Genomic DNA, 22,383 nt, shown 5'->3' with positions numbered 1-22,383 from the left:
ACACACACACACACACACACACACACACACACACACACACACACAGGCCAGACCTATTAATTAGCTTTTTCATACGCGCGCGCGAGGCGTGTCGTAAACCCAGCATACACGGGGATTCCGAGAGGTTTCTCCGTGCCTTTTTTCGTGCCCTTTCAGTAGCCGCACAAGATGGATTTAACGGAGATTTTTTACTCAAAAATGATATAAATATGAATAGAAAAGGATTCAGAAAACAAACGTATGTATGCCCTTCTATCAAGGTTTTCCATACAAACCTCGAAGGTCAATTAATGCAGACCTCATTCCCCAATGACGGAGGCCATAATAAAGCCGGTGACGATGGAGATCTTAACGCCAAACAAGATCTTTTCGAATACGACGAAGAAGAAGATAAAACCTCACACACATGGGAACTTTAATGACAAAGAGTTTATAACTGAAAAGAAGATTAAGATGAAAACAAATGCATTATCTCTGATTTCTATTGCCGCTCTGCTCTTATTTACAGGATGTACGAGCGACGAAACAACAGACAGAATAACGAAACCCAAAAATCCCGATACAGATGGTCTAACAGCCTTTGTAGTCGAGGATAATAAGCCACAAACCCGTACTACGGGTGAATATGACGGTTCGGGCATCAACTTCTATTGGACAGCTGACGACCATCTTTGGGTAAACAATGGTACTTTGAGGAAAGATGTAAAGAATAATATCGCCGACTTGCTTGTCCCCAACCCTAATATTCCGACCGGTGTTAAAAGAGCTGCTACGGCTAAGTTTTATTTCGACGGAACGTATGCCGCTAACAGCTATTATGTGCACTATACCGGATTACTCGGTACCGGAGATAAAGTAAACTTTTCTGCAGTGCAAAACCAGCCTATCCCCAATGATGCATCCCATCTTCATGCAAGTGGCGACTGTGGTACTGGCCTTGCCCAAAGGGTAGAGGGGCGTTATCATTTTACGCTCAATCATAAGGCCTCTTATCTCACCTTTATTCCTTATTCTACGCAAGAATCTGTACGCGAGGGAGTGCTTACCGCAATACAGATTACCGCCGACCAAGCTATCGCCGGTCAGTTCAACTTTAACGACAACGGCGTCGTACTTAGTTCTCGTCCTGTAGCCAACTCCTCCACTATGAGCATTTATCTCAAACTCAATAATTTTGAAATTCCCACAAGTCCCGACCCTACAAAGAACGCAAGCATCATTGTATTGCCACCGGGAAACTATAGCAGGATTGACGTTGAATATCATATCCACAGTAACGCTACCAATATGACAGGTATCATCTTTAAGCGATACACTGGAGTTAACCTCGCAGCAGGAAAGAATAAAAAAGTTTCTGCTGATTTACAGGTAAAAAACTATGGTGCATATAATACTAATACCTTCCGTGAATGGAGTTCTCCTGCAAATGGTTGCCCCAATGTAAACGAATGCTACTGGTATTTTCTGCAAGGATACCCCACCTGGGATAGCAAAACGCTCTGGGAAGCCAACGGACATCTATATACCGGTGGAATGTGGTTCTTAAAGAGAAGCCAAATCTCAGGCTTTAATGCAAGCCATTATGGGGGAGTCGATAGGACTGCTCTTAACAATCCACAGTATGAGATTGCTCCTTATTCTACTAACGGACACCCGAATTTGGCACTCACGAATAGATTCTTCTTTATGCCTGCTTTAGGCTATGGTTATGTTGGAGGAGGAATAGGAGGTGCCGGACGCTATTGGACAAGTACCAACAGAGGAGGTAATACAGCATATGTTTGGGCATTTAGCGCAACATCAGTAGGTGTAGGCAACAATATTTATCAAATGCTGATGCCATGGTGGATTGTACAATAATATCCTCAACACCAATAATCTCAAAATAGAATAAAAAGAAGGCTTCCCAACTTTGGGAAATGGCGCTGGAGAAAAAATCATCTCGTCCCAACTTTGGGAAGCCTCAAAATAGAAAAAAAAGAGTCGTCCCAATTTTGGGAAGACGCAAACGAGAAAAAATAGACGCTTCCCAATTTTGGGAAACCTCGCCAGAGATAAAAAGACCTTTTCCCAAAATTGGGAAGCGTTGCCGAAGAAAAAATCACCCCGTCCCAAAATTGGGAACACACAAACAAAAATAAGAGAGCCCCTCCCAAATTATTTTTAACTAATTATTTAAATCATGACACTTAAGAAATTCTATTTCCATCAGCTCCGCCACGTGGAGCACTTTCAATTCGCCGAAAGAGTGTTGCAGCTCTGCAAAGAGGCGAACGTCGAGAAATTAACCGCGGTGCTTAAACCGCTTAGTGACGCAATCGCAGCCGAAGACGAGGCACTCAACCAGTCGAAAGTTCTGTTCGGAACCGAAGACCTCGTGAAGCTCGACGACGCACGAGACAAAGCCTATTACGCCCTGAAAATGCTCGTTGGAATGCATCTCAACTCCGACGACGAGGAAACCGTCAAAGCCGCCAAAAGGCTCCGCGAAGTCATGTCGCGCTACCCGAACACCGCAAAGGCCGACTACGACACGGAAACCGGCATGATTAAAAATCTCATTGCCGACACCAAAGAGGACGATATGCCCGCCATGCTGGCCCGTTTGAACGCCATGCCGGCCGTTACGCGCCTCGACAACGCCAACAAGGCTTTCGACGCCGTGTTCCACAACCGCGTTCAGGTGAGCGAAGCATCGGGAAAATTCGATGTTCGCGCACTGCGCTACGCTGTAGACAAGGCCCTCGACGCCGTTCTTACGCGAATAACCGCACTAATTGACCTCGACCCGACCCCGCCGATCGAAAAATTGGTTAAGCAGTACAACTTCCTCGTTGAGTATCGCCAAAACGTTCTGGCCGATCGCAAATCGTCTAACAAATCGGCCCACGAGCGCAACATGGACAAATACGCCGCCCAGCTCGAGCCCCTCTTCGCCGAACTGGAGCGAGAACGCGGCCTCTCGAGCGGTGCCCTCTCGTTCGCCCGCGAGTTCCGCGGAACAGGCCGTAAGCGCGCGTATCTACTGAATGTCGCCGGCAAGAGCCCCATCTGGGTCGTAATCTCTAAAGGCAAACTCGTCGTCGTTCCCGAACCGAGCGGAAAATCAACCGGCAGCGGAGCAAAACATGGCGGCGGGAATGGTTCAAGCTCCGGCTCCGGTGGAAATGGCTCCGGCGGAAATAAACCCGGCGGCGGCTCCCCCAAACCCGGACGAGAAGAAGACCCCGGAGAAGATAAAGTATAGAACTTATTATTCCGTTTATATATATCAATCATGAGAAATAGACCTGCATGCGTCGAGATGATGCGTGCAGGTTTTTCTTATCCCGAAATATGGGGATAAGGAAAATCACATGAAATAAGTATTGTAGTCCGACAGGCGACAGAATATCTTTGTCCCACAAAACATAACACAACAAATCGATGAAAAAAATCTTACGAAAAACACCCCTCAAAACCTTGTTTACGATTTTGATGCTCTGCGTTGCCACATCCCTCATGGCCGACACGCCTACCGGGACGGTGGTGTCGGGAACAATTATCGACAGCCGCAACGGCGAGGCGCTCGCACACATCAACGTGGCCGTTGCGGGCACAATGCTGATGTGCGAAACCGACGCCGCAGGAAAATATAAAATAGAAAATCTGCCTACAGGCGAACTGACCCTCGTGGTGAGAGCAACAGGATATAGAACCGAAAGGCGACAAATAAGCTCTTCGGCCGGCGAAATACTGACTGCCGACTTTGCGCTCGAACGCGACGAAATTGCACTCGACGAGGTTGTGGTTTCGTCTAACCGGAATCTTTCGCTACGTCGCAATGCACCTACGCTGGTTAGCGTTGTCGACACGCGGTTGTTCAACCTCACGCACTCCATGTGCCTCGCGCAAGGACTCAATTTCCAACCCGGTGTTCGTACGGAAGATAACTGTCAGAACTGCGGATTCTCGCAGGTTCGAATAAACGGGCTCGACGGGCATTATTCACAAATTCTAATCGACTCACGCCCCGTTTTCTCGGCTCTTCAGGGAGTTTACGGGCTCGAGCAGATTCCCGCAAACATGATTGAACGCGTCGAGGTGGTGCGCGGCGACGGCTCGGCACTTTTCGGCTCGTCGGCAATCGGCGGCACCATAAACATCATAACCAAAGAACCGGCAGGCAACTCGATAGACGCCTCGCACTCGCTAAATACCCTCGGGAAAAATGCCCAGGATAACAACACAACCGTGAATGCATCGGTTGTGTCGCCAGGCAATAAGGCCGGATTCTCGGTCTACGGTCACAGCAGGCATCGCGACGGATACGACCGCGATGGCGATAGCTTCACCGACCTGCCGAAACTCATCAACAAAACAATCGGACTGAGTGCTTTTCTGCGCCTGTCTACCTACTCAAAGCTAACCCTGCATTATCACACCCAAAGCGAATTCAGGCGCGGAGGCAATCGGCTCGACTTGCCGGCACACGAGGCGAACATTGCCGAACAGCTCGACCACGATATAAACGGCGGTAACATAGCCTACGACCTCTTCGCATCCGAGGGACGCACGCACCTGTCGGCATATGCCTCGTTCGAAAATGTTGACCGTAAAAGCTACTACGGCGGAACGGCCGACGGCTCACCGGCCAGCGTGGCCGACGCAATGAAGGCTTATAGCACAACGCACGACCTCAATGTAATAGGCGGAGCACAGCTTGTTCACACATTCGGTCGACTGCTCTTTATGCCGGCCGACCTCACCCTGGGAGCCGAATACTCGCACGATGCGCTCGACGACCACTCGCTGGGCTACAATCTCGAAACTAACCAAAAGGTGCGCATCGGAAGCGTGTTCTTTCAAAATGAATGGAAAAACGAGAAATGGAGCTTGCTCCTGGGCGGACGATTCGACAAGCACAATCTCATAAAAAGGCTAATATTCAGTCCGCGCGCAAACCTGCGATACAATCCCACGCCCGATATAAACCTTCGACTAACCTATGCCGGCGGATTCCGGGCGCCGCAAACCTTCGACGAAGACCTGCACACTACCCTGGCCGGAGGCGAACGTATTCGTACACGACTCGCACCTAACCTGCGCGAAGAACGCTCGAATAGTGTGAGCCTGTCGGCCGACGCTTACCGAACCATCGGACGAACTCAATTGAATATTCTAGTTGAAGGATTCTTTACTCGGCTCGACAACGTGTTCGCAACGCGCAAACTCGACCAGCCCGACCCGAACGGAATAGGAATAATGGAACGCTACAACGCCTATCGCGCTCTGGTCTATGGGGCTAACATCGAGGGCAAGGCTGTGTTTGCCGAACTCATGCAAATTCAGGCCGGACTCACCATGCAGAAAAGCCGATACGCCGACCCTGTGGAATGGGACGAGAACGCACCGGCCGAACGCCGATTCCTACGCACCCCCGACGTCTACGGCTATTTCACTGCCACGCTCACGCCTTTCCGCAATTTCGCCGCCTCGGTGTCGGGTAATTATACCGGTAGGATGCTCGTTGGCCATGCGGCCGGCTCAGGCATAACCTCGCCCGTGGCTGTCAATGTACCCGATTTTCTCACGGTTAATCTCAAATTATCCTACGACTTCAAACCCTATCGCCAAATCAGAATGCAGATAAACGGCGGTATTCAAAACATAACCGACGCTTACCAAAAAGACATCGACCGCGGATGGAATCGCGACTCGGCTTACATCTACGGCCCATCGCAACCACGCTCGTTCTTCGTGGGAGTGAAGCTCGCTTATTGACGCAGGTGTTATTTCTACTAATCAAGACTGCGGAACACAACACCAACGCGACACTTTTAGCATAACACTTATTCCCGGGATTTCTTTTAGCAGATAATATTTCTTGCTCGAACGCACTAGTCTACCGGTGAGACCTTTGAGCGGACCGAATTTCACGTAAACTTCGTCGCCGACTTTCAAACGAGCCTCTTCCGTAGAGAGAAATTTTCGCATGGTTATTTCAGGATTGCACATGAGGCGAAACTCATACATTTGGTTGTGCGGAATGAGATAGTATTTATTCGGCAACGAGGCTTGCGTGAGCACTCGCATCTTGTGGTCGGATGATTTGACGATGTTTTTCATCTCAGTTTCAGCCAGGGTTTGCTTTACGAACAGCAGATTGTGAACCACCGGACGGAGCACACGCTGCGGCCTGCCGTCGGCCCCTTCGACGTGTTGATATTGCCGAGGAATAAACGTTTCAAGCCCATAGTTTTTGAAATAAGCCTCTATTTCGAGTTGTTTTTTTGTGTAGAGGCTTATGGCGAGCCAAGGGTGCCCGTCGTCGACAATTAGGTTTTCGTCGTTATCCATGTTGTTGATTATCGGGTTGCAGGCAAGGTTTGAGTTATTCCTTGCTCGCGATGATTTATAATGACTTCAACACCGTATTTCCGGTTGAGATGCTCGGCGAGATGCTGTGCGCTGTAGACCGACCGATGCTGACCGCCGGTGCATCCGAAAGAGAACATCAGGTCGGTGAACCCGCGCTGAAGATAACGCTCCACATGATGATTGGCAAGCTGATAAACGGGTTTGAGAAATTCAAGAATCTCGCCGTCGTCTTCGAGGAACCTTATTACGGCTTCGTCTAATCCGGTAATCTTTTTATATGGCTCGTATCGCCCGGGATTGTGTGTGCTTCGGCAGTCGAACACATAACCTCCTCCGTTGCCCGATGTATCTTCGGGCAATCCTTTGCGATAGGAGAAACTGAATACTCGCACTCGTAGCGGACCACGCCCATCGTATTTCGAGAATGTTGCCGGGCCGTCGAGCGGATGAGCTGTGTATATGTCGTGCTGTGTAGTTCGGAATCCGTCGGTTCTGTTGGCGGCCGGTTCTTCTATCTGTGCGAATTGCGGCAGGAGAGTAATCTGGTGTAGAAGGTCGGTGAGATACGGATAAGGGAACGTTTCGGCTGGCAACTCCAAGAGGTCGCGCAGATTCTGAATTGCCGGCGGAATTGAATCGATGAAGTACCGTTTACGCTCGAAGTAACCCCTGAATCCATAGGCTCCGAGCACTTGCAGCGTGCGAAACAGTACGAAGAGCGACAGACGTTCAACGAAGTGATGCTTAGACGGTACTTCGGTGTAGTTTTTCAAACTGTTATAGTATTCGAACACCAGTTCGCGCCTTAGTTTGAAAGAATATTTTGCGCTGGCTTGCCAGAGGAACGACGCTAAATCGTAGTAGAACGGGCCGCGCCGTCCGCCCTGAAAATCGATAAAGTGCGGCGAGCCGTTTGAGTCGAGCATTATGTTTCGGGCCTGGAAATCGCGGTATAGGAACGAATCCATCCGTTCGGCCGTGAGATCTTTTGCGAATAATCGGAAATTGGCTTCGAGTTTAGGCTCGTGAAAATCGATTTCAGTTGCTTTGAGGAAACAATATTTGAAGTAGTTTAGATCGTATAGCACACTTTCAGTGTCGAACTCGGGTTGCGGGTAGCAATTTGAGAAATCCAGTCCGCGTGCCCCTCTGAGTTGTATGTTGGGCAATTCGCGTATTGTCCTCCGAAGCAATTGCTGTTCTTTGAGGTTATATCTTCCACCGGCTTCACGCCCGCCTCTTATGGCGTCGAAGAGCGACGTATTTCCGAGGTCGGTTTGCAGATAGCACGTTTCATCGGCAGACACGGCTAAGACTCTGGGCACAGGCAGTTGGCGTTGGGCAAAATGGTTGGCCAGATAGACAAAGGCGTGGTTCTCGTCGCGACTTGTCCCAACAACTCCGATGACCGACTGCCCATCCTTGTCTACTATACGATAATAAGCACGATTGCTTCCCGCACCTTCCAATCTTTCAATGTTTAAAGGCGACTTGCCTCGCCATGAGCTGTATAACTCAAGTAGTTTCTTCATTATCGTCGTCTTTTAGTCGTTTAATGATTTCTTCGGATTGTTTCTCGCCTCTTTTTCGTCTTTCGTATTCTCGCAGAAGTCCGTCTATGAGTAATAACACTACCAATATTCCAGCTGTTATCCAAAACGAGCTTGTGATGTAGTAGAGAAGTGAAATCACAACGAAAAACAATAAAAATTCTTTCCAGCTTATTTTGATTTTCATGCAACAAAGGTAGTATTTCATGCCGAAACTCGATTTCCAGGGCAAGAACGTCAGCATTTATCGGACAGACACGGGGTCTGTCACTACATGCCGCCTATCGGCCGAATTGGCATTGTGCTATCGGTTGCTGGCGAATCTGTGACGAAAAATACTATTGTATTTCTCGCACTCGAATGCAATTCAAAAAGCCGCAACCCATAGGTGGGTTGCGGCTGTACAGAGAGTTAGGATTCTTCGCGTCCCAATTATTGGAGGCGAAATGAAAACAAAGGGGCTACTTTATTATTGTCGTCTTCTTGCCGTTGATGATGTAGACGCCCTTCTGGAGTGACTTCAGACTGCGGGCTTTATCCAGAACGAGCTTGCCATCTAGAGTGTAAACCGTGAAGGATGACTGACCGTCGGCCTGCAAAGCGTCTATCAGACTGGCTACGCTAATCGTAATAGGATCTGATTCTGAACCGTCAAAATAAACTGCCGTGACGCTGTAAGTGTGATTACTTGTTCCGGCGTCGGCCGAGTTATCAATAAACGTGAGCTCGGTGGTGTTAATCTTGAATTCATTGTCGCGATAGATGTTGAAACTACTAGCTCCAGAACTTGCCTCGAAAGTTGCATCATCTATCATGAAGATGAATGCTTGAGCACCTAAAGTGATATGGTGAATGGCAAAATAGCGGGTGCCTTGTGGAACCTTAACGCTGATTTCGGTCCATGTGCCAGTGCTCTGAGTGTAAGTATCGCCAATCTTCTGGAAGTCGCTCGTGGCGTTACCGGTCGACGAAGTCATTACTTCAAATGATTCTGTTCCAAAATCTTTACCCTTAACATTGTTCACCCAGAATCTCACAGTTTGCTCCTTACCTGAGAGCTCCGGACTGATGAGCCAGTTATCGGCATCGACGAAACTCTGACCTTCAACCTGATAGATTGCTACTGCAGCTTTGTCGCCAGAGTGTGGGTCTAGACCTTGACCAGCTTGGAACATATCTGATGGTTTCCAGTTAATGAATGCGAACTCTTCACCCTGATGCTGATAGCTACCTTGTTGCGTTATGCTGCCTGCCTTTCCTTGGTCGGCATCTACGGTTGTCCATCTACCAAAGTCGAGTCCCCATGCTTCATATTCTTCAAAGTCGTCATTTACAGTCTCCTGTGTCGAAGCAGGAGCTTTCCACGTTAGTTCAACGTTAGGTTTATGGTTTCCAGTATTCTTCAAATCAGTCGGAGCTGCAACATTTGCCTTTTCAAGGGCGATGGTTGCATTGGCTACATTGTTGTCAGGGTCAAGATCACCTTGCATTATTACTTCAGCCTTGACATTGAGACTTGTTGCCTGATCGAGAGTGGTAGTTCTATAGGTTACAGGAATCTCAATACTCTTGGCATAACCAATTTCCTGGCTGATGGCAGATTCGTGTACAATCTTATTGTTCACGCTAACCTTAACCTTTGCGTTCTCCACCTTATCGAGTCCGCGACCGGTCACTTTGAGTTTGAGGTTAGCCATCTGGCCTTTCTTCAAATTATCCGGCGCTGTTAGTTCTATGTCGGCATCTTTCTGCAACGGATCAGCGATGTTGATGTTATCCACATAAATTGGAGCGCTGCTCATGTCGCCGCTTGATATTGCTTTGATATACAAGAATACATAGTCTTCGTTTGCAAGCGATGCAGGAAGATTCACAACCACATTATTCCACTCTCCGGGATTCGGCTCGTTGGTGAAATCGTGTGTCCAAACAGCTGGATCAAATGTTCCGTCTTTATGACGAATTAGTATTTCGAGTTTACCAGGAGCTGCAGCCTCGCCTTGATAATCAAAAATTAGCTTTGGACTTATCGCACCTTTAAAGCTTAGCTTTCCAGGGATAATGCTTGAATGGCCTTCTTCTTTGGGGTGGAAGATAAGCGAACCACCATCATCGTCAACAGATACTTGTTTGCTGATACCCCACACAGTACTCTGACTCGAGGCTTCCAAAGCAACAAATTTACCCTCTACGCCGGCATCCTTGAAGCTGTTGTGATATGGCAGAACATAGGGCTTTCCAACTATTAGGGAAGCTACTGCAAATTGGCTGGCTCCGGCAGAGTTTTCAGCATTCACAGCCCATTTCGCATAGCCTTGTTTACCGTCATTATTATTTAATCCTGTGACAGTATATTCGGTTGTATTACCAGAAACAGAGCCCAGTTTCTCCCCTAGTTTATTATCAGAAGTCACTTGGTATATATTGTATGTAAGTTGGCCTAGAAGTAGAACTCCGTCATGCTGTCCCGTCACATTGTTCCAAGTTATTTTTGCTGATGTAGTATTGTCTATTGTTTTCGTTTCAGGAGTATTTGGAATATCCACACCAACATAAACCTTTGTTTTTTCCTTCAAGCCATTGCCCTTATCGTTATAGGCTATGACAGAATAGACATTATAACCAGCTAAGGCATTATCATCAGTAACAGTTTGGATCGAACCCAGTGCGGGGGCTGTTATATCCTTAACGAGACGGTTACCCGACTTGACTTCAATCTTGCTTATGTTTGCTAATGCACTGCCGTTACTAGTCTTGTCGGGAGCTTTAAATGTGATGGTCGATTTTAAAGCGCCGGTTGGATCTGGCGTAGCTTTTAGGTCGGTTACGGCTGCCGGAGCTGCGGGATCAGCTGCCAACTCAATACTTATGTCGTCAAGATATAGATAAAATTTGTTCGGATCTGAAACAGCATGGAAGCCGATGTAATATTCACCGTCGGTTACTGGAGTGATTTGTCTTTCGAATTCTTGATATTTTCCTTCGGAGATTTCGGTTTCATGCATCACTTCTTCAGACATGCCTTCAACGGTTGCACTTTTTCCATATTTCACTTCGAGACGCTCTGCATAGTAAGAGCTAGTGCTACTTGCCTTGAATTCGATGTTATAGGTTTTACCGCCTTTGAGTTTGAATGCCGGAGTGATTAGCCAATCGTCAGCAGTGTTTTTCCCGTTGAATCTATAGGCGAATGCCCTACTCTTATTTTCGTTGTCGACCCATTTCCATGTTGACTTATCGCCGTTATTGTCAATGATTTTATAAATTAATGAAGTGCCTTTATCCTCGAAGTTATCGAAGTATGGAGGTTCTAGGATGTCACCGAAGAGCTTATTATCGCTTGATGCCCACTTACTCTTCTTCGTTGTATTCACTGCACAAACGGCATAAGTGTAGCTGGCCAATTTTGCTTGCGAAAGAGTTTCGCTGAAGTTGGTTTGTGTAATGTTATTTGCAACCAGCGTTGTGTCGGAGTTCTTTATTCGATAGACGTCATATGTAAGATTTCCGATATAGCCAGCATGAATACCTTCTGTTGGAGCTGTCCATGTGAGTTTAGTCTCTCTTGTTGCTTTATCGATATCCAAGGTTATGTCGGTGACCGGTTTTGGTGTGTCGTAGCCGATGTATTTCTTCACCTTAACCTTCGGACCATCGCCTGCATCGTTTGTTATTATTATTGTGAACACATACATTCCATCTTCATCCACTGTTGCAGGGGCATTGACTATAGCGCCCGGTAACGTATGCTGGTATTTAGCAATCTCTTTACCATTTGCTGTTATGCTGTATTTGAGATCACCGGTCAGAGGTGCACCACCAAAGGTTTTACTCGGGGCCTGGAAAGAAACCGTACCAGTTTTTTGTTCATTTACGAACGTCAGATTAATATTATTCGCAACATCGGGGGCATTATCCACAGCCTTATCCTTAGGAATAGTCATTCCGACAATATTCGTCAAATTTTCGAATGAACTAACTTCCGTGAGATGAGCATCGTTAAGATCAATCGTGTAGAGAGCTGAAATTCCGTCGACATCCGTAGTTGCCCAATAGAATTCATCGGTTTTCGGATCAATTTCTCCGCTCTGGAAATAATAGCTTCCCTTATCATTTTTGATTTGCAATTTGGTTGAACCTTTCAGAGTTTCAGTGCCTGTGGTGCGGTCAATCTGATAGAGATTCCCATCGTCTGCAACCCCGAAGGCGCGTCCGTCACTGGTTATACCTAGCGCAACATAAGTATGCTGGGCAGGTGCTATTGTGGTACGGGTAAGCGTAGCATAGTCGATTTCACCCCATTCCATGCCTTGAAAATCTGCCGTGAAAAACTCACCGAAAATTTTACCCGTTGTTGGGTCGCAGGCAGTTTCTAAGGCAACTAAAGAATTTGAGTTCTGTAGTAACTTCTGTTCGACAGTTAAATCCCATGTATAAATGTCGAATGCATAATGATAAACCCAAATAAGTCCCCAGCCGGCTAAGCTAGCGTCATAATAGATACCATGCAATTCGTCGCCAACTATACCACATCCACCATTGAAAAATCCCTTATTATAGGATACAAGTTCTGTAAGATTAATGGTTGGCGTCGGATTAAAAGCATATATTCCTGTCAAGTTTTTCGAAATAACATTTCCCAAAATCGTTAAGTTCTGATTAATCATCAGCGGGGTAGTCTTGCGATTTACTCTCATCACAGTTACAGGTTGCTCGGAGAATGGGCTGATAGTCTGATCGCAGAATTTCCCTTTCAGTAGCGGGTATTCTTTCTCAACATCAATTTTTGGAGTTGAGCTTTTCTGACCTGGCAGAAGTTTTTCCGCCATAAAAGGAATCGGAGTCATCGGCCTGATTTGCGCCGATGCTGGTAAAGCTGTTGCTATCGCAACGATGCTTCCCAATAAGTAAGCCTTTGTTTTCATACTTTGAAAAGGTTGATTTAACAATAAAAGGAATAATACTCACTGTTATAAGATAACGTTCGCTAATATAGGCGATATTTTTCATATCTCCTAATGATTGCTTAAGGGATCTTGAGAATATTTTTTTCTAGAATACTAGATTTATGTCTACCAAACATACAATACCACTGTGAAAACAACTAATTAACGGCACACAAGGCTCAATTTATACCATCATATTTCAATACATAATACCATATTGCATAATGATATGCAACATTTGCCTTTTCAAGGGCGATGGTTGCATTGGCCATGTTATTGTCGACATCAAGATCGCCTTGTACTATCACTTCGGCTTTAACATTTAGACTTGTTACCTTCTAAGCCAGCATTCTTAAAGCTATTGTGATATGGCAGAATATAGGGCTTTCCAACTATGAGAGAACCGTTGTCGGTTAACCCGATATAAAGAAAAAGCCGCAATCCATTTAGGATTGCGGCTAAATTAGACAACAATCATTTCTTATCCCTTATATATAACTAAAGGTTCTCTAAGAAAGATTACAAGAATCATCCTACTTGACAATTATGATACATAGTTCAATGGATTGACTCATTTGTTGATACTTCCTCCATCTATTTTATGACATAGTTACCTTTGAAGAAATCAGGATTCCACAATGTAGCACTGGCAAAAGCTATACTTAGATCTTGTTTTATTTCTATTTTCTTATTCTCTGGAATAGGATAGTCATTGATTATTTTTACAAATTTTTCTGTAAAAACTGATTTTACACTATTATCATTTCCAGCTTCCCATATACCTTCTAAATACTTCAATATAAGATCTTTATTGGCTATATTACTAATTGTAGCTCTATTGCCAACATGTACTAAAGTTTTTGTTTTACTATCATATTGATAATTACAGAAGGCATATAACTCTTTTGTTGACTGAAGTTGTTGAGGAATATTTAATCCAGTATGATAAAACACCTCATTTCTTGCCAGATTACAAACATAACGATCATTATAATTTCTCCAGAAAGCAACCTTTGACTCTAAAGTGAATATATCAATTATAGACATATTATGATAGAGTCCTACTGAGTCCTTATCATCAAAGTATTTTATACTCATGCTTCGCACTAAATCTTGACCATCTTTTGATGAATTTATTAGATAGGTATCATTATAAGCCTTTATCTTCTTTATATCACGTGTACCGATCTCATTTAAATTTGCAGTAGCGATATGTTGCTCTACAATTTCCACATACTTTTGTATAGAGGCTACGATAGCACTGCCTAATATTGTTTCACCTGTAGTGTTTGAACCCTTTACTCCTCCTGCGACATCGGCAACTACAACTTTACACCATTCAAAAAAAGATAATTTTAGAGGATTTTTCCCGGGGTTATCACCCTTCCTTGTCACTACCGTATTTCCAAAATAGGCTGCTACAAGAGAGTCTTCTTGTTGTTGTAAAATACTAAATCTATCAACAGAAACCGGGTTTACTTGTTTTACTTCTTCTCTATCATTATTACAAGAAGAGAGTACAAATACTAACAATGTAGCTAATGCTACTAAAACTAATTTTTTCATACTTGTTATTTAAATAAGTTGTTCTGGAGTGATATTTTTTATTTATACGATATTATATCGTTAATAAAGATATTTTCAAGGGAATATCATTTCAAATGATCTGCTTGAAAAATAAAGGGAGTATCTCATCATAAATTCTAAACTTATAAATCTTATTCCAAAGGATTATAGAGTTCTAAGTTTCTATTACCGGATTTCCCGTTTAGGAAGTAGTTGCTATCGCGACCGCGGCTCCCCTAAAATCATATTTTTATTTTTTCATATTTCTATTTTTTATAAGACAATAAAAGGAATAATACTCACTGTTATAAGATAACGTTCGCTAATATAGGCGATGTTTTTCATATTTCCTAATGATTGCTTAAATTATTTTGAAAATAAATTCCCCCTAATAATGAAACTCACGTCAACAAAATATTTGCTATAGCTAGAAAAATAATAGGAAAACGGCGCATAAAGATTACTTCATGCTATCTAGATATATTACAATAAGGCTATGACTGGTTAGGATTTATTTTAACATTAAAAATATAGCGACCGGGAAGTCAGGGCGTGGGAATAGATTAATTTAAGAATGCTAATCTTATACAAGTGCCGTCATAATTTATTTTGGGGCCACGCGGATGGTTTTGTCCCAAAATAATTTATTCCGGGGTTACCATTTGCCCGACCGTTCCTAAATTAATTTATTGTGGGAATTGCCAAGACAGGTGGCGCCCGTTATAAAAATAAGGAGGACGGTGGTTGGATTTAAGTTGATGCCAACTTAATTACGGTTTATTTCAGCTTTCAAACTGCCGTTACCCAATACGAGAACTTGGGCTTTACCCATAAAACTTTGGATTATCATGGTTCGTTTGGTTTGCGAGGCGGGACGTTCGGACAGTTTGAAAGCCGGGTCGCCATTGCCCCAGCCGAGAATGGTTGCGTTGTCGGTGAGCGAGATGGAGATGGGGCTACAATCGGTGGGCACCTCGCGATTTTGCTTGTCGCGCATCGAAAGGTTGTAGACAGTTAGATTGCCGATGCGTGTTTCTTGTATTGCGATGTGTTCGGCTGGGCCGGTTGTTTCGACTCGTTCAACGATGGTTTTGCGTTTATTTTTATATCCCACCGCACGTAAACGACCGGGCCGATAAACGGTTTGCCAAACAAGATGTCCGTCTTTCGGCATGGCTTTTCGGCCGAGCGATTTGCCGTCTTGAAAAAGTTCCACCTCGTCCATGTTCGAATAGGCCCACACCTCTATCGGCTGTCCCGTGCGTTCGGGCATATTCCAATGCGGAAAGATGTGCAGCACGGGCTCGGCTGTCCATGCGGCCTTAAGGTAGAAAGCCTCGTCCTTTGGGAATCCGCAATAGTCGAGCAACCCGAACTCGGAGCCGGTTGATGGCCACACCATCGGATTAGGTTCGCCGCGATAATCGAAGCCTGTCCAATAGAATAATCCGCCCGCGAATGAGTTGTCGCGATAGAATTTCCATCCGCGTTCAATGACGTTCTTCTCGCCGGCTGAACGTTCTTCTCCGATATAATTTATAGCGGCCATGTGGCCTCGGGCGCTGTCGGTTTCATATACGTTTCGAGTTCCTGCCCCGCTGGTTTCTTCCGTGCCGATGACGAACCAGTCAGGATGACTGCGACGACGGTTTTCCACGTCGTTCTGCACAATGTAATTGTAGCCGTGAATTGGAGTTTGCTTCACGATACCGTAGCCGCCCGAGTTTCCGTAGGTTGTCAGACGGGTTGAGTCTATGGAGCGTGCGAAATCAACCATCCGACGGGCAATTTTCTCGCCTCGCTCGCCACTTTCTATTTGCCACTCCTCGTTTCCGATACTCCAAAGAATAACCGACGGATGGTTACGGTCGCGCTCTATCATGCTTCTCAGTAGGTTGAGATGATAATCGTTCGTACCCATGAGTCGGTTTTCGTCGATAACATAAAAGCCCATCGAGTCACAGACATCGAGCATAGCAGGCGTAGCAGGATTGTGCGAACAGCGAATGGCGTTGACACCGATTTCCTTGAGCTTTTGCAGCCTATAAACCCAAAGCTCGTTAGGAACGCCCGTGCCAGTACCGGCATGGTCGAGGTGCAGATTCACCCCGCGCAGCTTGTCGGCCCGGCCGTTGACGAGGAATCCTTTAATGGGATTAAATTCAATCTGTCGCAATCCGACACGCGTTTCCAGTCGGTCGAGCGTCCGACCGTCGTGGGCGATGAGTTCTGATTTCAGCGTGTAGAGATATGGTTCGCCAGCCGACCAAAGTCTGGGATTATTAACGGTGAATTCACTCGTGTCGGTAAACGTTCCGACTATCTGACCTGCGGCATCAAGGAGCGTGTGACGATGAGTTAGATTATCGGAATTATCGGCTATTCTTGCGCTAAGAATAACTTTCCCGTCGGCGAATCGCTGATTCACAACGAGCGAATTGTCGGTAAATCGAACCTGCCCGGTTTTCACGAGCCACACATTGCGATAGATTCCCGCGCCCTCGTAATACCATCCCTCTTCGGTTGAAGCATCGGCACGCACGGTGAGCACATTATCGGCGCCGTAGTTCAGATAAGGCCCAATTTCATAGGTCTGCGGCTCATAACCCGACGGCTCTGTGCCGAGAAAAAATCCGTTGCAGAACACCTGTGCGTTGCGGAATATCCCGTCGAATCGCACACGGATATCGCGCCCCTCATCAGCTTTCGGAACAAAGAAATGTCGCCTGTACCAACCGACAGAATACTCCGGATAGCGCCAGCCAACCTTCTTGTAGCCGTGCGAATGACTGGCCGAGGACGAATATCCCAAATCAACAACCCAGTCGTGCGGTAAATCAACCATCTGCCAACCGTCGTCGTTGAACTTTTCAAACGCCGGACCGGTGTTCTGATTTGCCGACGCAGCCTTCGAGAGATAGGTGAAATATTCGGTTCCATGCCCGAAATCCTTTTGTATCGAGGCCGCATTGCCCAAGGCAAATCGCCATCCGGCATTCAAAAGAATCGTTTCGCGCTGAGCATTGGCAACCGTGGCCAATACCGAAAGAAGAATGATGATGAACTGTTTCATAAGTCTATTGAGTTATTATATCCAATGGGGTTTCTACCAATGTCGTTGCCCCGTTGGCCAGCAGAAAATCGCGGTCGCGAAATCCCCAAAGTACGCTAATACACGGCAAGCCGGCGTTTAGGGCCGTGAGAATATCCACGTCGCTATCGCCCACATAAACAGCTCCTTCGTGCTCGACCTCGAGCATGCGCAGAGCCTCGAATACGGTATCGGGTGCTGGTTTCTTTCTGATTGTGTCGCGCTCGCCGATGGCAACGTCTATGATTCCGCCGAAGAAATGATGTGCAAGTTCCTGCGTGGCCGCATAGAATTTGTTGCTCACGATGGCCATTTTCTTTCCTCTCTGTTTGAGTTCGGCAAGCATTTCGGGAACTCCGTCGTAGGGGTTCGTTGAGTCCAATCCGTGAAGCATATAATATTTTCTGAACTCGTCGTAAACCGCCTCTATTTGTTCGCGATTAGTTCCCTCGGGCACTGCCCGTTCGATGAGTTTATGTACCCCATTTCCGACGAACATTCGAACCTGCTCCACCGTTCTTTCTGGCATTCCAGACATACGAAGTGCATGATTCGTACTCGCTGCCAAATCGTTCAGCGTGTTGAGCAGCGTTCCGTCGAGGTCGAAAATATAAGTGTTGAAATCCTTCATAAATAATCTTTTAACCTTAATTCGGTAGTCGGCAAAAGTAGCAAATAATAGCCTAGATAGAACACTCTGGAAATAGCACACGTGCGCGCGAAAATTTTCTCACATACGTATAAATTCATTATACACTCTCCTATCCCCGAGCGATTACATACGAGTCCACGTGTATCTACATACGTACTCTCATTGTTTTCTAAACCGAGAAATTGAATCATCATCACGATGACAATTCAATTTCTCCAGTATGTCTATGATACAACTCCCTAATGTAAATAGAAGAGGATACGTATATAAATAGAATGGAATAGATGCCAATTCGGGCACCAGCCCGCATGTAGGGACAGACCCCGAGGGGTGATTTGCTGTCCGATACCCCGTCCGACAAGGACGGCATAATAAATACCAAACCACAAAGAAGGCGCGAAATATTGTTATGCGGTCGGTAGACCGAATTGGCATGGGTATCGGACAGACACGGGGTCTGTCCCTACACCTGCGGGCGTTCCGCCCGAATTGGCATAAAAGCCCAGACGGAACAGGTAGGAGAAATGTTATGGGACTCGGGCACCAGCCCGCATGGTAGGGACAGACCCCGTGTCTGTCCGATACCCATGCTGATACGTCTGTCCACCCCACCCGACAAGGGCAGGATAATTTCTCTTAAACCGAACACATGTATATATAAAACGGTCGACCTGCACGCGTCGTCACGACGGATGCAGGTCTTAATGATTATATAAACGATATTTTCTTTGTTTCCTAAATACAGGGGTGAGAAGCTCCCTGACACGGGAATAGAGAAGGGGAAGATTTCTCTAGCGATAAGAAAAAGGAGAATCGCCCTCCCTTATACCTTATCTTCTCCGGGGTCTTCTTCGCGTCCGGGTTTGGGGGTTCCGCCGCCGGTTCCTCCACCGGGTTTATTTCCACCATTACCGCCGGAGCCATTTCCACCAGATCCAGAGCCTGAACCATTCCCGCCGCCATGTTTAGAGCCGGAGCCGGTGGATTTTCCGCTCGGTTCGGGAACGACGACGAGTTTGCCTTTAGAGATTACGACCCAGATGGGGCTCTTGCCGGCGACGTTCAATAGATACGCGCGCTTCTTGCCGGTTCCGCGGAACTCGCGGGCGAATGAGAGGGCACCGCTCGAGAGGCCGCGTTCTTTTTCCAGTTCGGCGAATAGGGGCTCGATAAGGGCGGCGTATTTGTCCATGTCGCGTTCGTGGGCCGATTTGTTGGTGCCTTTGCGCTGGGCGAGCATGAACTTCCGACCGTCGATTACGGCGTTGTATTCCGTTATCAGCGCGGCCAGTTTGGGTGTTTCGGGCTCGAGGTCGGCCAGCGATTCCATGCGGCGAACTACGGCGTTGAGGGCCTTGTCGACCGCCGTGCGAAGGGCTTTTATGTTGAACGTTCCTACTGGGATGACTTTCTTGTATCGGGCGCGAAATTCGGTGGCGAAGGCGAGGTTGGCCTGCTCGAGCCGTCCCATGGCGGCCGTCAGTCCGGTAAGCCCCATGGCGGCCATCGCGTCGGGTGTTTTGAGGTCGGCCACGAGATTGTCGATTAGCGAACTTTCTTTTGTGTAGTTCGCGGCGGCCAAACCCGGGTAGCGGTCGAGCACGTCCTGAATATCCTGCGCCGCCTTGGCCGTGTCTTTATCGGCGTCGAGCAGTTTCGAATTGAGCATGAATTGCATGGCTCGATAAGCGCGGTCGCGTTCCTCGTCGAGCGCGATAAGTTCTCGTGTTCCCTCGAGTTTTGTGGGCTGATTTAGTGCTTCTTCCTCGTCTTTGATAGCCTTTTCGAGTGGTGGAAGAAGTGGTTTGATTTTGTCGATATTCGCCTCCTTGTTCATTATCAACACGTGTTCGGCGAAGTTGAGGTGCTCCATGTTTTGGAGGTGTCCTTTGTGAAGCTGTTTTATTTCCATAATACTTAAATGTTAAAGATGAAATGTATTTCGATGCTTCGCTCTGGCGCGAAATGTTACTTTTTTGATTTTTGAGTTTTCGCTCCGGAGCGAAGAGATGTTTTTTCAATTTTCGGTGCTTCGCTCCGGAGCGAAGCTCTATTTTTCTGATTTTCGAGCTTTCGCGCTAGCGCGAAGACTATATTTTTTGTTTTTCACTGTTTCGCGCCAGAGCGAAGCTCTGTTTTTTTGATTTTCTGTATTTCGCTCTAGGGGGAAACGCTGCCAAGGCTATTTTTTAGATTTCCCTCGTGGGGGAAGCACAGATTTTTCAATTTTCTGCTCTTCCCCCTAAGGGGAAACACTGCTAACACGATTTTTCTTCTTTCGTGTTAGAGCAAATCTTTGTTAACGGGGCCATGGCCAATATGCCATTACAACATCACTATAATTGTTGCCTATTCCTAAATTATGAGGGGCTCGGTCGGAAGCAAAGACCTGCCCCTTAAATCCTCCCCTCTGAAAGGAGGTTGACATCCAATAGCGGATACTGCCATTTCCACTCTTTAGCGCTGTACCACCATCAGCGTATACAGATGGAAGGAAGAGGTAAGAATCATCTTGCGGATTTCCAAAAGGAATAGTGATTTCGTAATCGTTTACGTCGCTATAATCTGGACTAGCCCAACCTCCGGATGTAATATAATTAGTTCCATCAGGAGCTACATCACCTCTAAATCCTGCGATATAGGCTTTCTTTTTTATCCATATACCTCCTAAACAAATATTTGCCGGGTAACCATTATAGCGCCGAGCTGCATAAACCATGGTAATATCCATGTGCGGATTGCCCCTATGCATATACCACATAGTTTCATTTGTGTTAGGCCCTTGCCCATTATATCCCCCCATCGGTGTGACAAAGACTTTCATTTGTTTTAAATCGGTAGATACCTTTTTGTTCTGCCCTGGGTGGAAAGTAAGCATTGCGTATTCTTTTTTGAGAGTAGTGCCAACACCAGTATTTTGATCGTATATGGTGTATTCTATCTTTACGTTGTGATAGGTTCCGGGAGGCAGCACCATAACAGCAGCATTCGTTTTAGGGGTTACTGTCACGGGGAGAGTAAAGCCATTTGTGCCACCTCCGGCCAACGTGAGTGTGATACTGCGGTTGGCAGGCGTGGGTGTGGGACGCGAGCCAAGGTCGATGCCGTTGTCATCAAAATCGAATTGACCTGACAGAGCCTCGTCGGTAGTAATCTTTATCTGCGTTATCTTTACAGTAGTAGCAAAGTAAATTGTCGAATAGGGTAACAGGGTGAGATACGATGCTTTGTGTTCGATAGTGAAATTGTATTTGCCGCTTCCTGCCGACTTGGTAGCTGTGGCTACGCCGCAGTCGCCGCATTCGCCAATATGGCTGGCGTCATTGGCTACGAGTTGCCTCTGCGTAGGCTTGAAGGTTACCTTGTCGCCTACAGTGCTGCCCTTACCAGTATAGCGAACGGGATAGGAGGGAGCGGTGAAGGAGCCCTCGAAATAGAACATTGCTGTTGCAGCCCTTTTTACGGCTGTGGGTATTGTTGGGTGATTTACGAGATCTTTACTGATGGTATTCTTCTTGTCTTGTATCAGTGTAACGTTGTTTACCCAAAGTCGATCACCTTCTGTCCAATAAAAATTTATGCCTGACCCGTCATAATCGCCCGTTGTGCGAGTCTTCGAATTATTATCTTCTTCTACGAATGCAGTGAGGCCCTTTGTATCGGGTTCCTGAGGTTTTATAGGTTCGTTGTTGGGGGTATCGCTCGCACATCCGGTAAAGAATAACAGCATCGTAAGAGATATCGAGAATAATGTGTTTATTTTCATCTTTCGTTCTGTTTAGTTATTAAACTCTTTGTTTCTAAAGTTCCCATAAGTATGAGGAGTTTTCTTCATCGTTTTCGTAGAAAAATCCTTGTTTGGCATCATTAATGTCTTGTCCATCGTCATCCGACTTTTTGTGTCCGCCATTGTTTGGGAATGATGTCTGCATTAATTGGCTGTCGAGGGCTGAGTGGACAACCTCGATAGCAGGGTGTACATAATTTCTTTTTAGATTCATATTTCGATTATTTTTTGAGTGAATATTCTTCTTTATTTTGTTCTTACACGGCTCGCAAAAGGGCACGAAAAAAGGCACGGAGAAACCTCTCGGAATCCCCGTGTATACTGGATTTGCGACACGCTTCGCGCGCGCGTATGAAAAAGCTAATTAATAGGTCTGGCCTGTGTGTGTGTGTGTGTGTGTGTGTGTGTGTGTGTGTGTGTGTGTGTGTGTG

15 protein-coding genes are annotated in these 22,383 nt (G+C 46.3%); 4 read left to right on the top strand and 11 right to left on the bottom strand.

Going from position 1 to position 22,383, the window contains the following annotated elements; translation table 11 throughout:
• Window positions 1-209: 209 nt before the first annotated feature.
• The 4 genes from HMPREF9140_RS01215 to HMPREF9140_RS01200 all read left to right on the top strand — a co-directional run bounded on the left by HMPREF9140_RS01215 (window position 210) and on the right by HMPREF9140_RS01200 (window position 5,763).
• Window positions 210-419 carry a hypothetical protein gene (locus HMPREF9140_RS01215; RefSeq protein ID WP_006951179.1) on the top strand — a complete coding sequence of 70 codons (210 nt, stop codon included), beginning with the start codon at window positions 210-212 and terminating at the stop codon, window positions 417-419.
• Between the two features lie 34 nt (window positions 420-453).
• Window positions 454-1,860 (top strand): hypothetical protein, encoded by a 1,407-nt coding sequence (locus tag HMPREF9140_RS01210; RefSeq protein ID WP_006951178.1) that lies wholly within the window; start codon window positions 454-456, stop codon window positions 1,858-1,860.
• 322 nt (window positions 1,861-2,182) lie between these two features.
• Window positions 2,183-3,247, top strand: coding sequence for a DUF6261 family protein (locus HMPREF9140_RS01205; protein ID WP_006951177.1), 1,065 nt, complete (start codon window positions 2,183-2,185; stop codon window positions 3,245-3,247).
• A 179-nt stretch (window positions 3,248-3,426) separates the two neighbouring features.
• On the top strand, window positions 3,427-5,763 hold the full coding sequence (locus tag HMPREF9140_RS01200; protein ID WP_006951176.1) for a TonB-dependent receptor: 2,337 nt from the start codon (window positions 3,427-3,429) through the stop codon (window positions 5,761-5,763).
• Between the two features lie 21 nt (window positions 5,764-5,784).
• Here HMPREF9140_RS01200 and HMPREF9140_RS01195 read toward each other — a convergent pair whose 3' ends face one another.
• The 11 genes from HMPREF9140_RS01195 to HMPREF9140_RS01150 form a co-directional block, all read right to left on the bottom strand.
• Window positions 5,785-6,339 carry a UpxY family transcription antiterminator gene (locus HMPREF9140_RS01195; RefSeq protein WP_006951175.1) on the bottom strand — a complete coding sequence of 185 codons (555 nt, stop codon included), beginning with the start codon at window positions 6,337-6,339 and terminating at the stop codon, window positions 5,785-5,787.
• Window positions 6,340-6,347: 8 nt separating this feature from the next.
• Window positions 6,348-7,892, bottom strand: a complete 1,545-nt coding sequence (locus tag HMPREF9140_RS01190) for a RapZ C-terminal domain-containing protein (RefSeq protein ID WP_006951174.1) — start codon at window positions 7,890-7,892, stop codon at window positions 6,348-6,350.
• Window positions 7,876-8,097, bottom strand: a complete 222-nt coding sequence (locus tag HMPREF9140_RS01185) for a hypothetical protein (protein ID WP_018572060.1) — start codon at window positions 8,095-8,097, stop codon at window positions 7,876-7,878. The genes HMPREF9140_RS01190 and HMPREF9140_RS01185 overlap by 17 nt, the downstream gene beginning before the upstream one ends.
• Before the next feature lie 274 nt (window positions 8,098-8,371).
• Window positions 8,372-12,835: a choice-of-anchor J domain-containing protein gene (locus HMPREF9140_RS01180; RefSeq protein ID WP_006951172.1), complete on the bottom strand. Its 4,464-nt coding sequence runs from the start codon at window positions 12,833-12,835 to the stop codon at window positions 8,372-8,374.
• A 200-nt stretch (window positions 12,836-13,035) separates the two neighbouring features.
• Window positions 13,036-13,164 carry a hypothetical protein gene (locus tag HMPREF9140_RS10875; protein WP_262502414.1) on the bottom strand — a complete coding sequence of 43 codons (129 nt, stop codon included), beginning with the start codon at window positions 13,162-13,164 and terminating at the stop codon, window positions 13,036-13,038.
• A gap of 286 nt (window positions 13,165-13,450) precedes the next feature.
• A complete protein-coding gene (locus tag HMPREF9140_RS01175; protein ID WP_006951171.1) occupies window positions 13,451-14,422 on the bottom strand; it encodes a hypothetical protein in 972 nt (323 codons plus the stop codon).
• Window positions 14,423-15,188: 766 nt separating this feature from the next.
• Window positions 15,189-17,495: a glycoside hydrolase family 2 TIM barrel-domain containing protein gene (locus HMPREF9140_RS01170; RefSeq protein ID WP_006951170.1), complete on the bottom strand. Its 2,307-nt coding sequence runs from the start codon at window positions 17,493-17,495 to the stop codon at window positions 15,189-15,191.
• A 4-nt stretch (window positions 17,496-17,499) separates the two neighbouring features.
• On the bottom strand, window positions 17,500-18,144 hold the full coding sequence (locus HMPREF9140_RS01165) for an HAD family hydrolase (RefSeq protein ID WP_006951169.1): 645 nt from the start codon (window positions 18,142-18,144) through the stop codon (window positions 17,500-17,502).
• Window positions 18,145-18,988: 844 nt separating this feature from the next.
• On the bottom strand, window positions 18,989-20,077 hold the full coding sequence (locus HMPREF9140_RS01160) for a DUF6261 family protein (protein WP_006951167.1): 1,089 nt from the start codon (window positions 20,075-20,077) through the stop codon (window positions 18,989-18,991).
• A gap of 387 nt (window positions 20,078-20,464) precedes the next feature.
• Window positions 20,465-21,931: a hypothetical protein gene (locus HMPREF9140_RS01155; protein WP_006951166.1), complete on the bottom strand. Its 1,467-nt coding sequence runs from the start codon at window positions 21,929-21,931 to the stop codon at window positions 20,465-20,467.
• Window positions 21,932-21,965: 34 nt separating this feature from the next.
• Window positions 21,966-22,166, bottom strand: coding sequence for a hypothetical protein (locus HMPREF9140_RS01150; RefSeq protein WP_006951165.1), 201 nt, complete (start codon window positions 22,164-22,166; stop codon window positions 21,966-21,968).
• Between the last annotated feature and the right edge of the window lie 217 nt (window positions 22,167-22,383).

It is taken from the genome of Prevotella micans F0438, assembly GCF_000243035.1.
GTDB lineage: Bacteria > Bacteroidota > Bacteroidia > Bacteroidales > Bacteroidaceae > Prevotella > Prevotella micans.
Note: the sequence above shows the minus strand (reverse complement) of the source record. Positions and strands in the feature narration are given on the sequence as shown.

What these genes read in the sequence shown, in the direction of transcription:
- HMPREF9140_RS01215 (WP_006951179.1), top strand. Translation starts at nt 210, where the DNA reads ATGAATAGAAAAGGATTCAGAAAACAAACGTATGTATGCCCTTCTATC.
- HMPREF9140_RS01210 (WP_006951178.1), top strand. Translation starts at nt 454, where the DNA reads ATGAAAACAAATGCATTATCTCTGATTTCTATTGCCGCTCTGCTCTTA.
- HMPREF9140_RS01205 (WP_006951177.1), top strand. Translation starts at nt 2,183, where the DNA reads ATGACACTTAAGAAATTCTATTTCCATCAGCTCCGCCACGTGGAGCAC.
- HMPREF9140_RS01200 (WP_006951176.1), top strand. Translation starts at nt 3,427, where the DNA reads ATGAAAAAAATCTTACGAAAAACACCCCTCAAAACCTTGTTTACGATT.
- HMPREF9140_RS01195 (WP_006951175.1), bottom strand. Translation starts at nt 6,339, where the DNA reads ATGGATAACGACGAAAACCTAATTGTCGACGACGGGCACCCTTGGCTC.
- HMPREF9140_RS01190 (WP_006951174.1), bottom strand. Translation starts at nt 7,892, where the DNA reads ATGAAGAAACTACTTGAGTTATACAGCTCATGGCGAGGCAAGTCGCCT.
- HMPREF9140_RS01185 (WP_018572060.1), bottom strand. Translation starts at nt 8,097, where the DNA reads ATGAAAATCAAAATAAGCTGGAAAGAATTTTTATTGTTTTTCGTTGTG.
- HMPREF9140_RS01180 (WP_006951172.1), bottom strand. Translation starts at nt 12,835, where the DNA reads ATGAAAACAAAGGCTTACTTATTGGGAAGCATCGTTGCGATAGCAACA.
- HMPREF9140_RS01175 (WP_006951171.1), bottom strand. Translation starts at nt 14,422, where the DNA reads ATGAAAAAATTAGTTTTAGTAGCATTAGCTACATTGTTAGTATTTGTA.
- HMPREF9140_RS01170 (WP_006951170.1), bottom strand. Translation starts at nt 17,495, where the DNA reads ATGAAACAGTTCATCATCATTCTTCTTTCGGTATTGGCCACGGTTGCC.
- HMPREF9140_RS01165 (WP_006951169.1), bottom strand. Translation starts at nt 18,144, where the DNA reads ATGAAGGATTTCAACACTTATATTTTCGACCTCGACGGAACGCTGCTC.
- HMPREF9140_RS01160 (WP_006951167.1), bottom strand. Translation starts at nt 20,077, where the DNA reads ATGGAAATAAAACAGCTTCACAAAGGACACCTCCAAAACATGGAGCAC.
- HMPREF9140_RS01155 (WP_006951166.1), bottom strand. Translation starts at nt 21,931, where the DNA reads ATGAAAATAAACACATTATTCTCGATATCTCTTACGATGCTGTTATTC.
- HMPREF9140_RS01150 (WP_006951165.1), bottom strand. Translation starts at nt 22,166, where the DNA reads ATGAATCTAAAAAGAAATTATGTACACCCTGCTATCGAGGTTGTCCAC.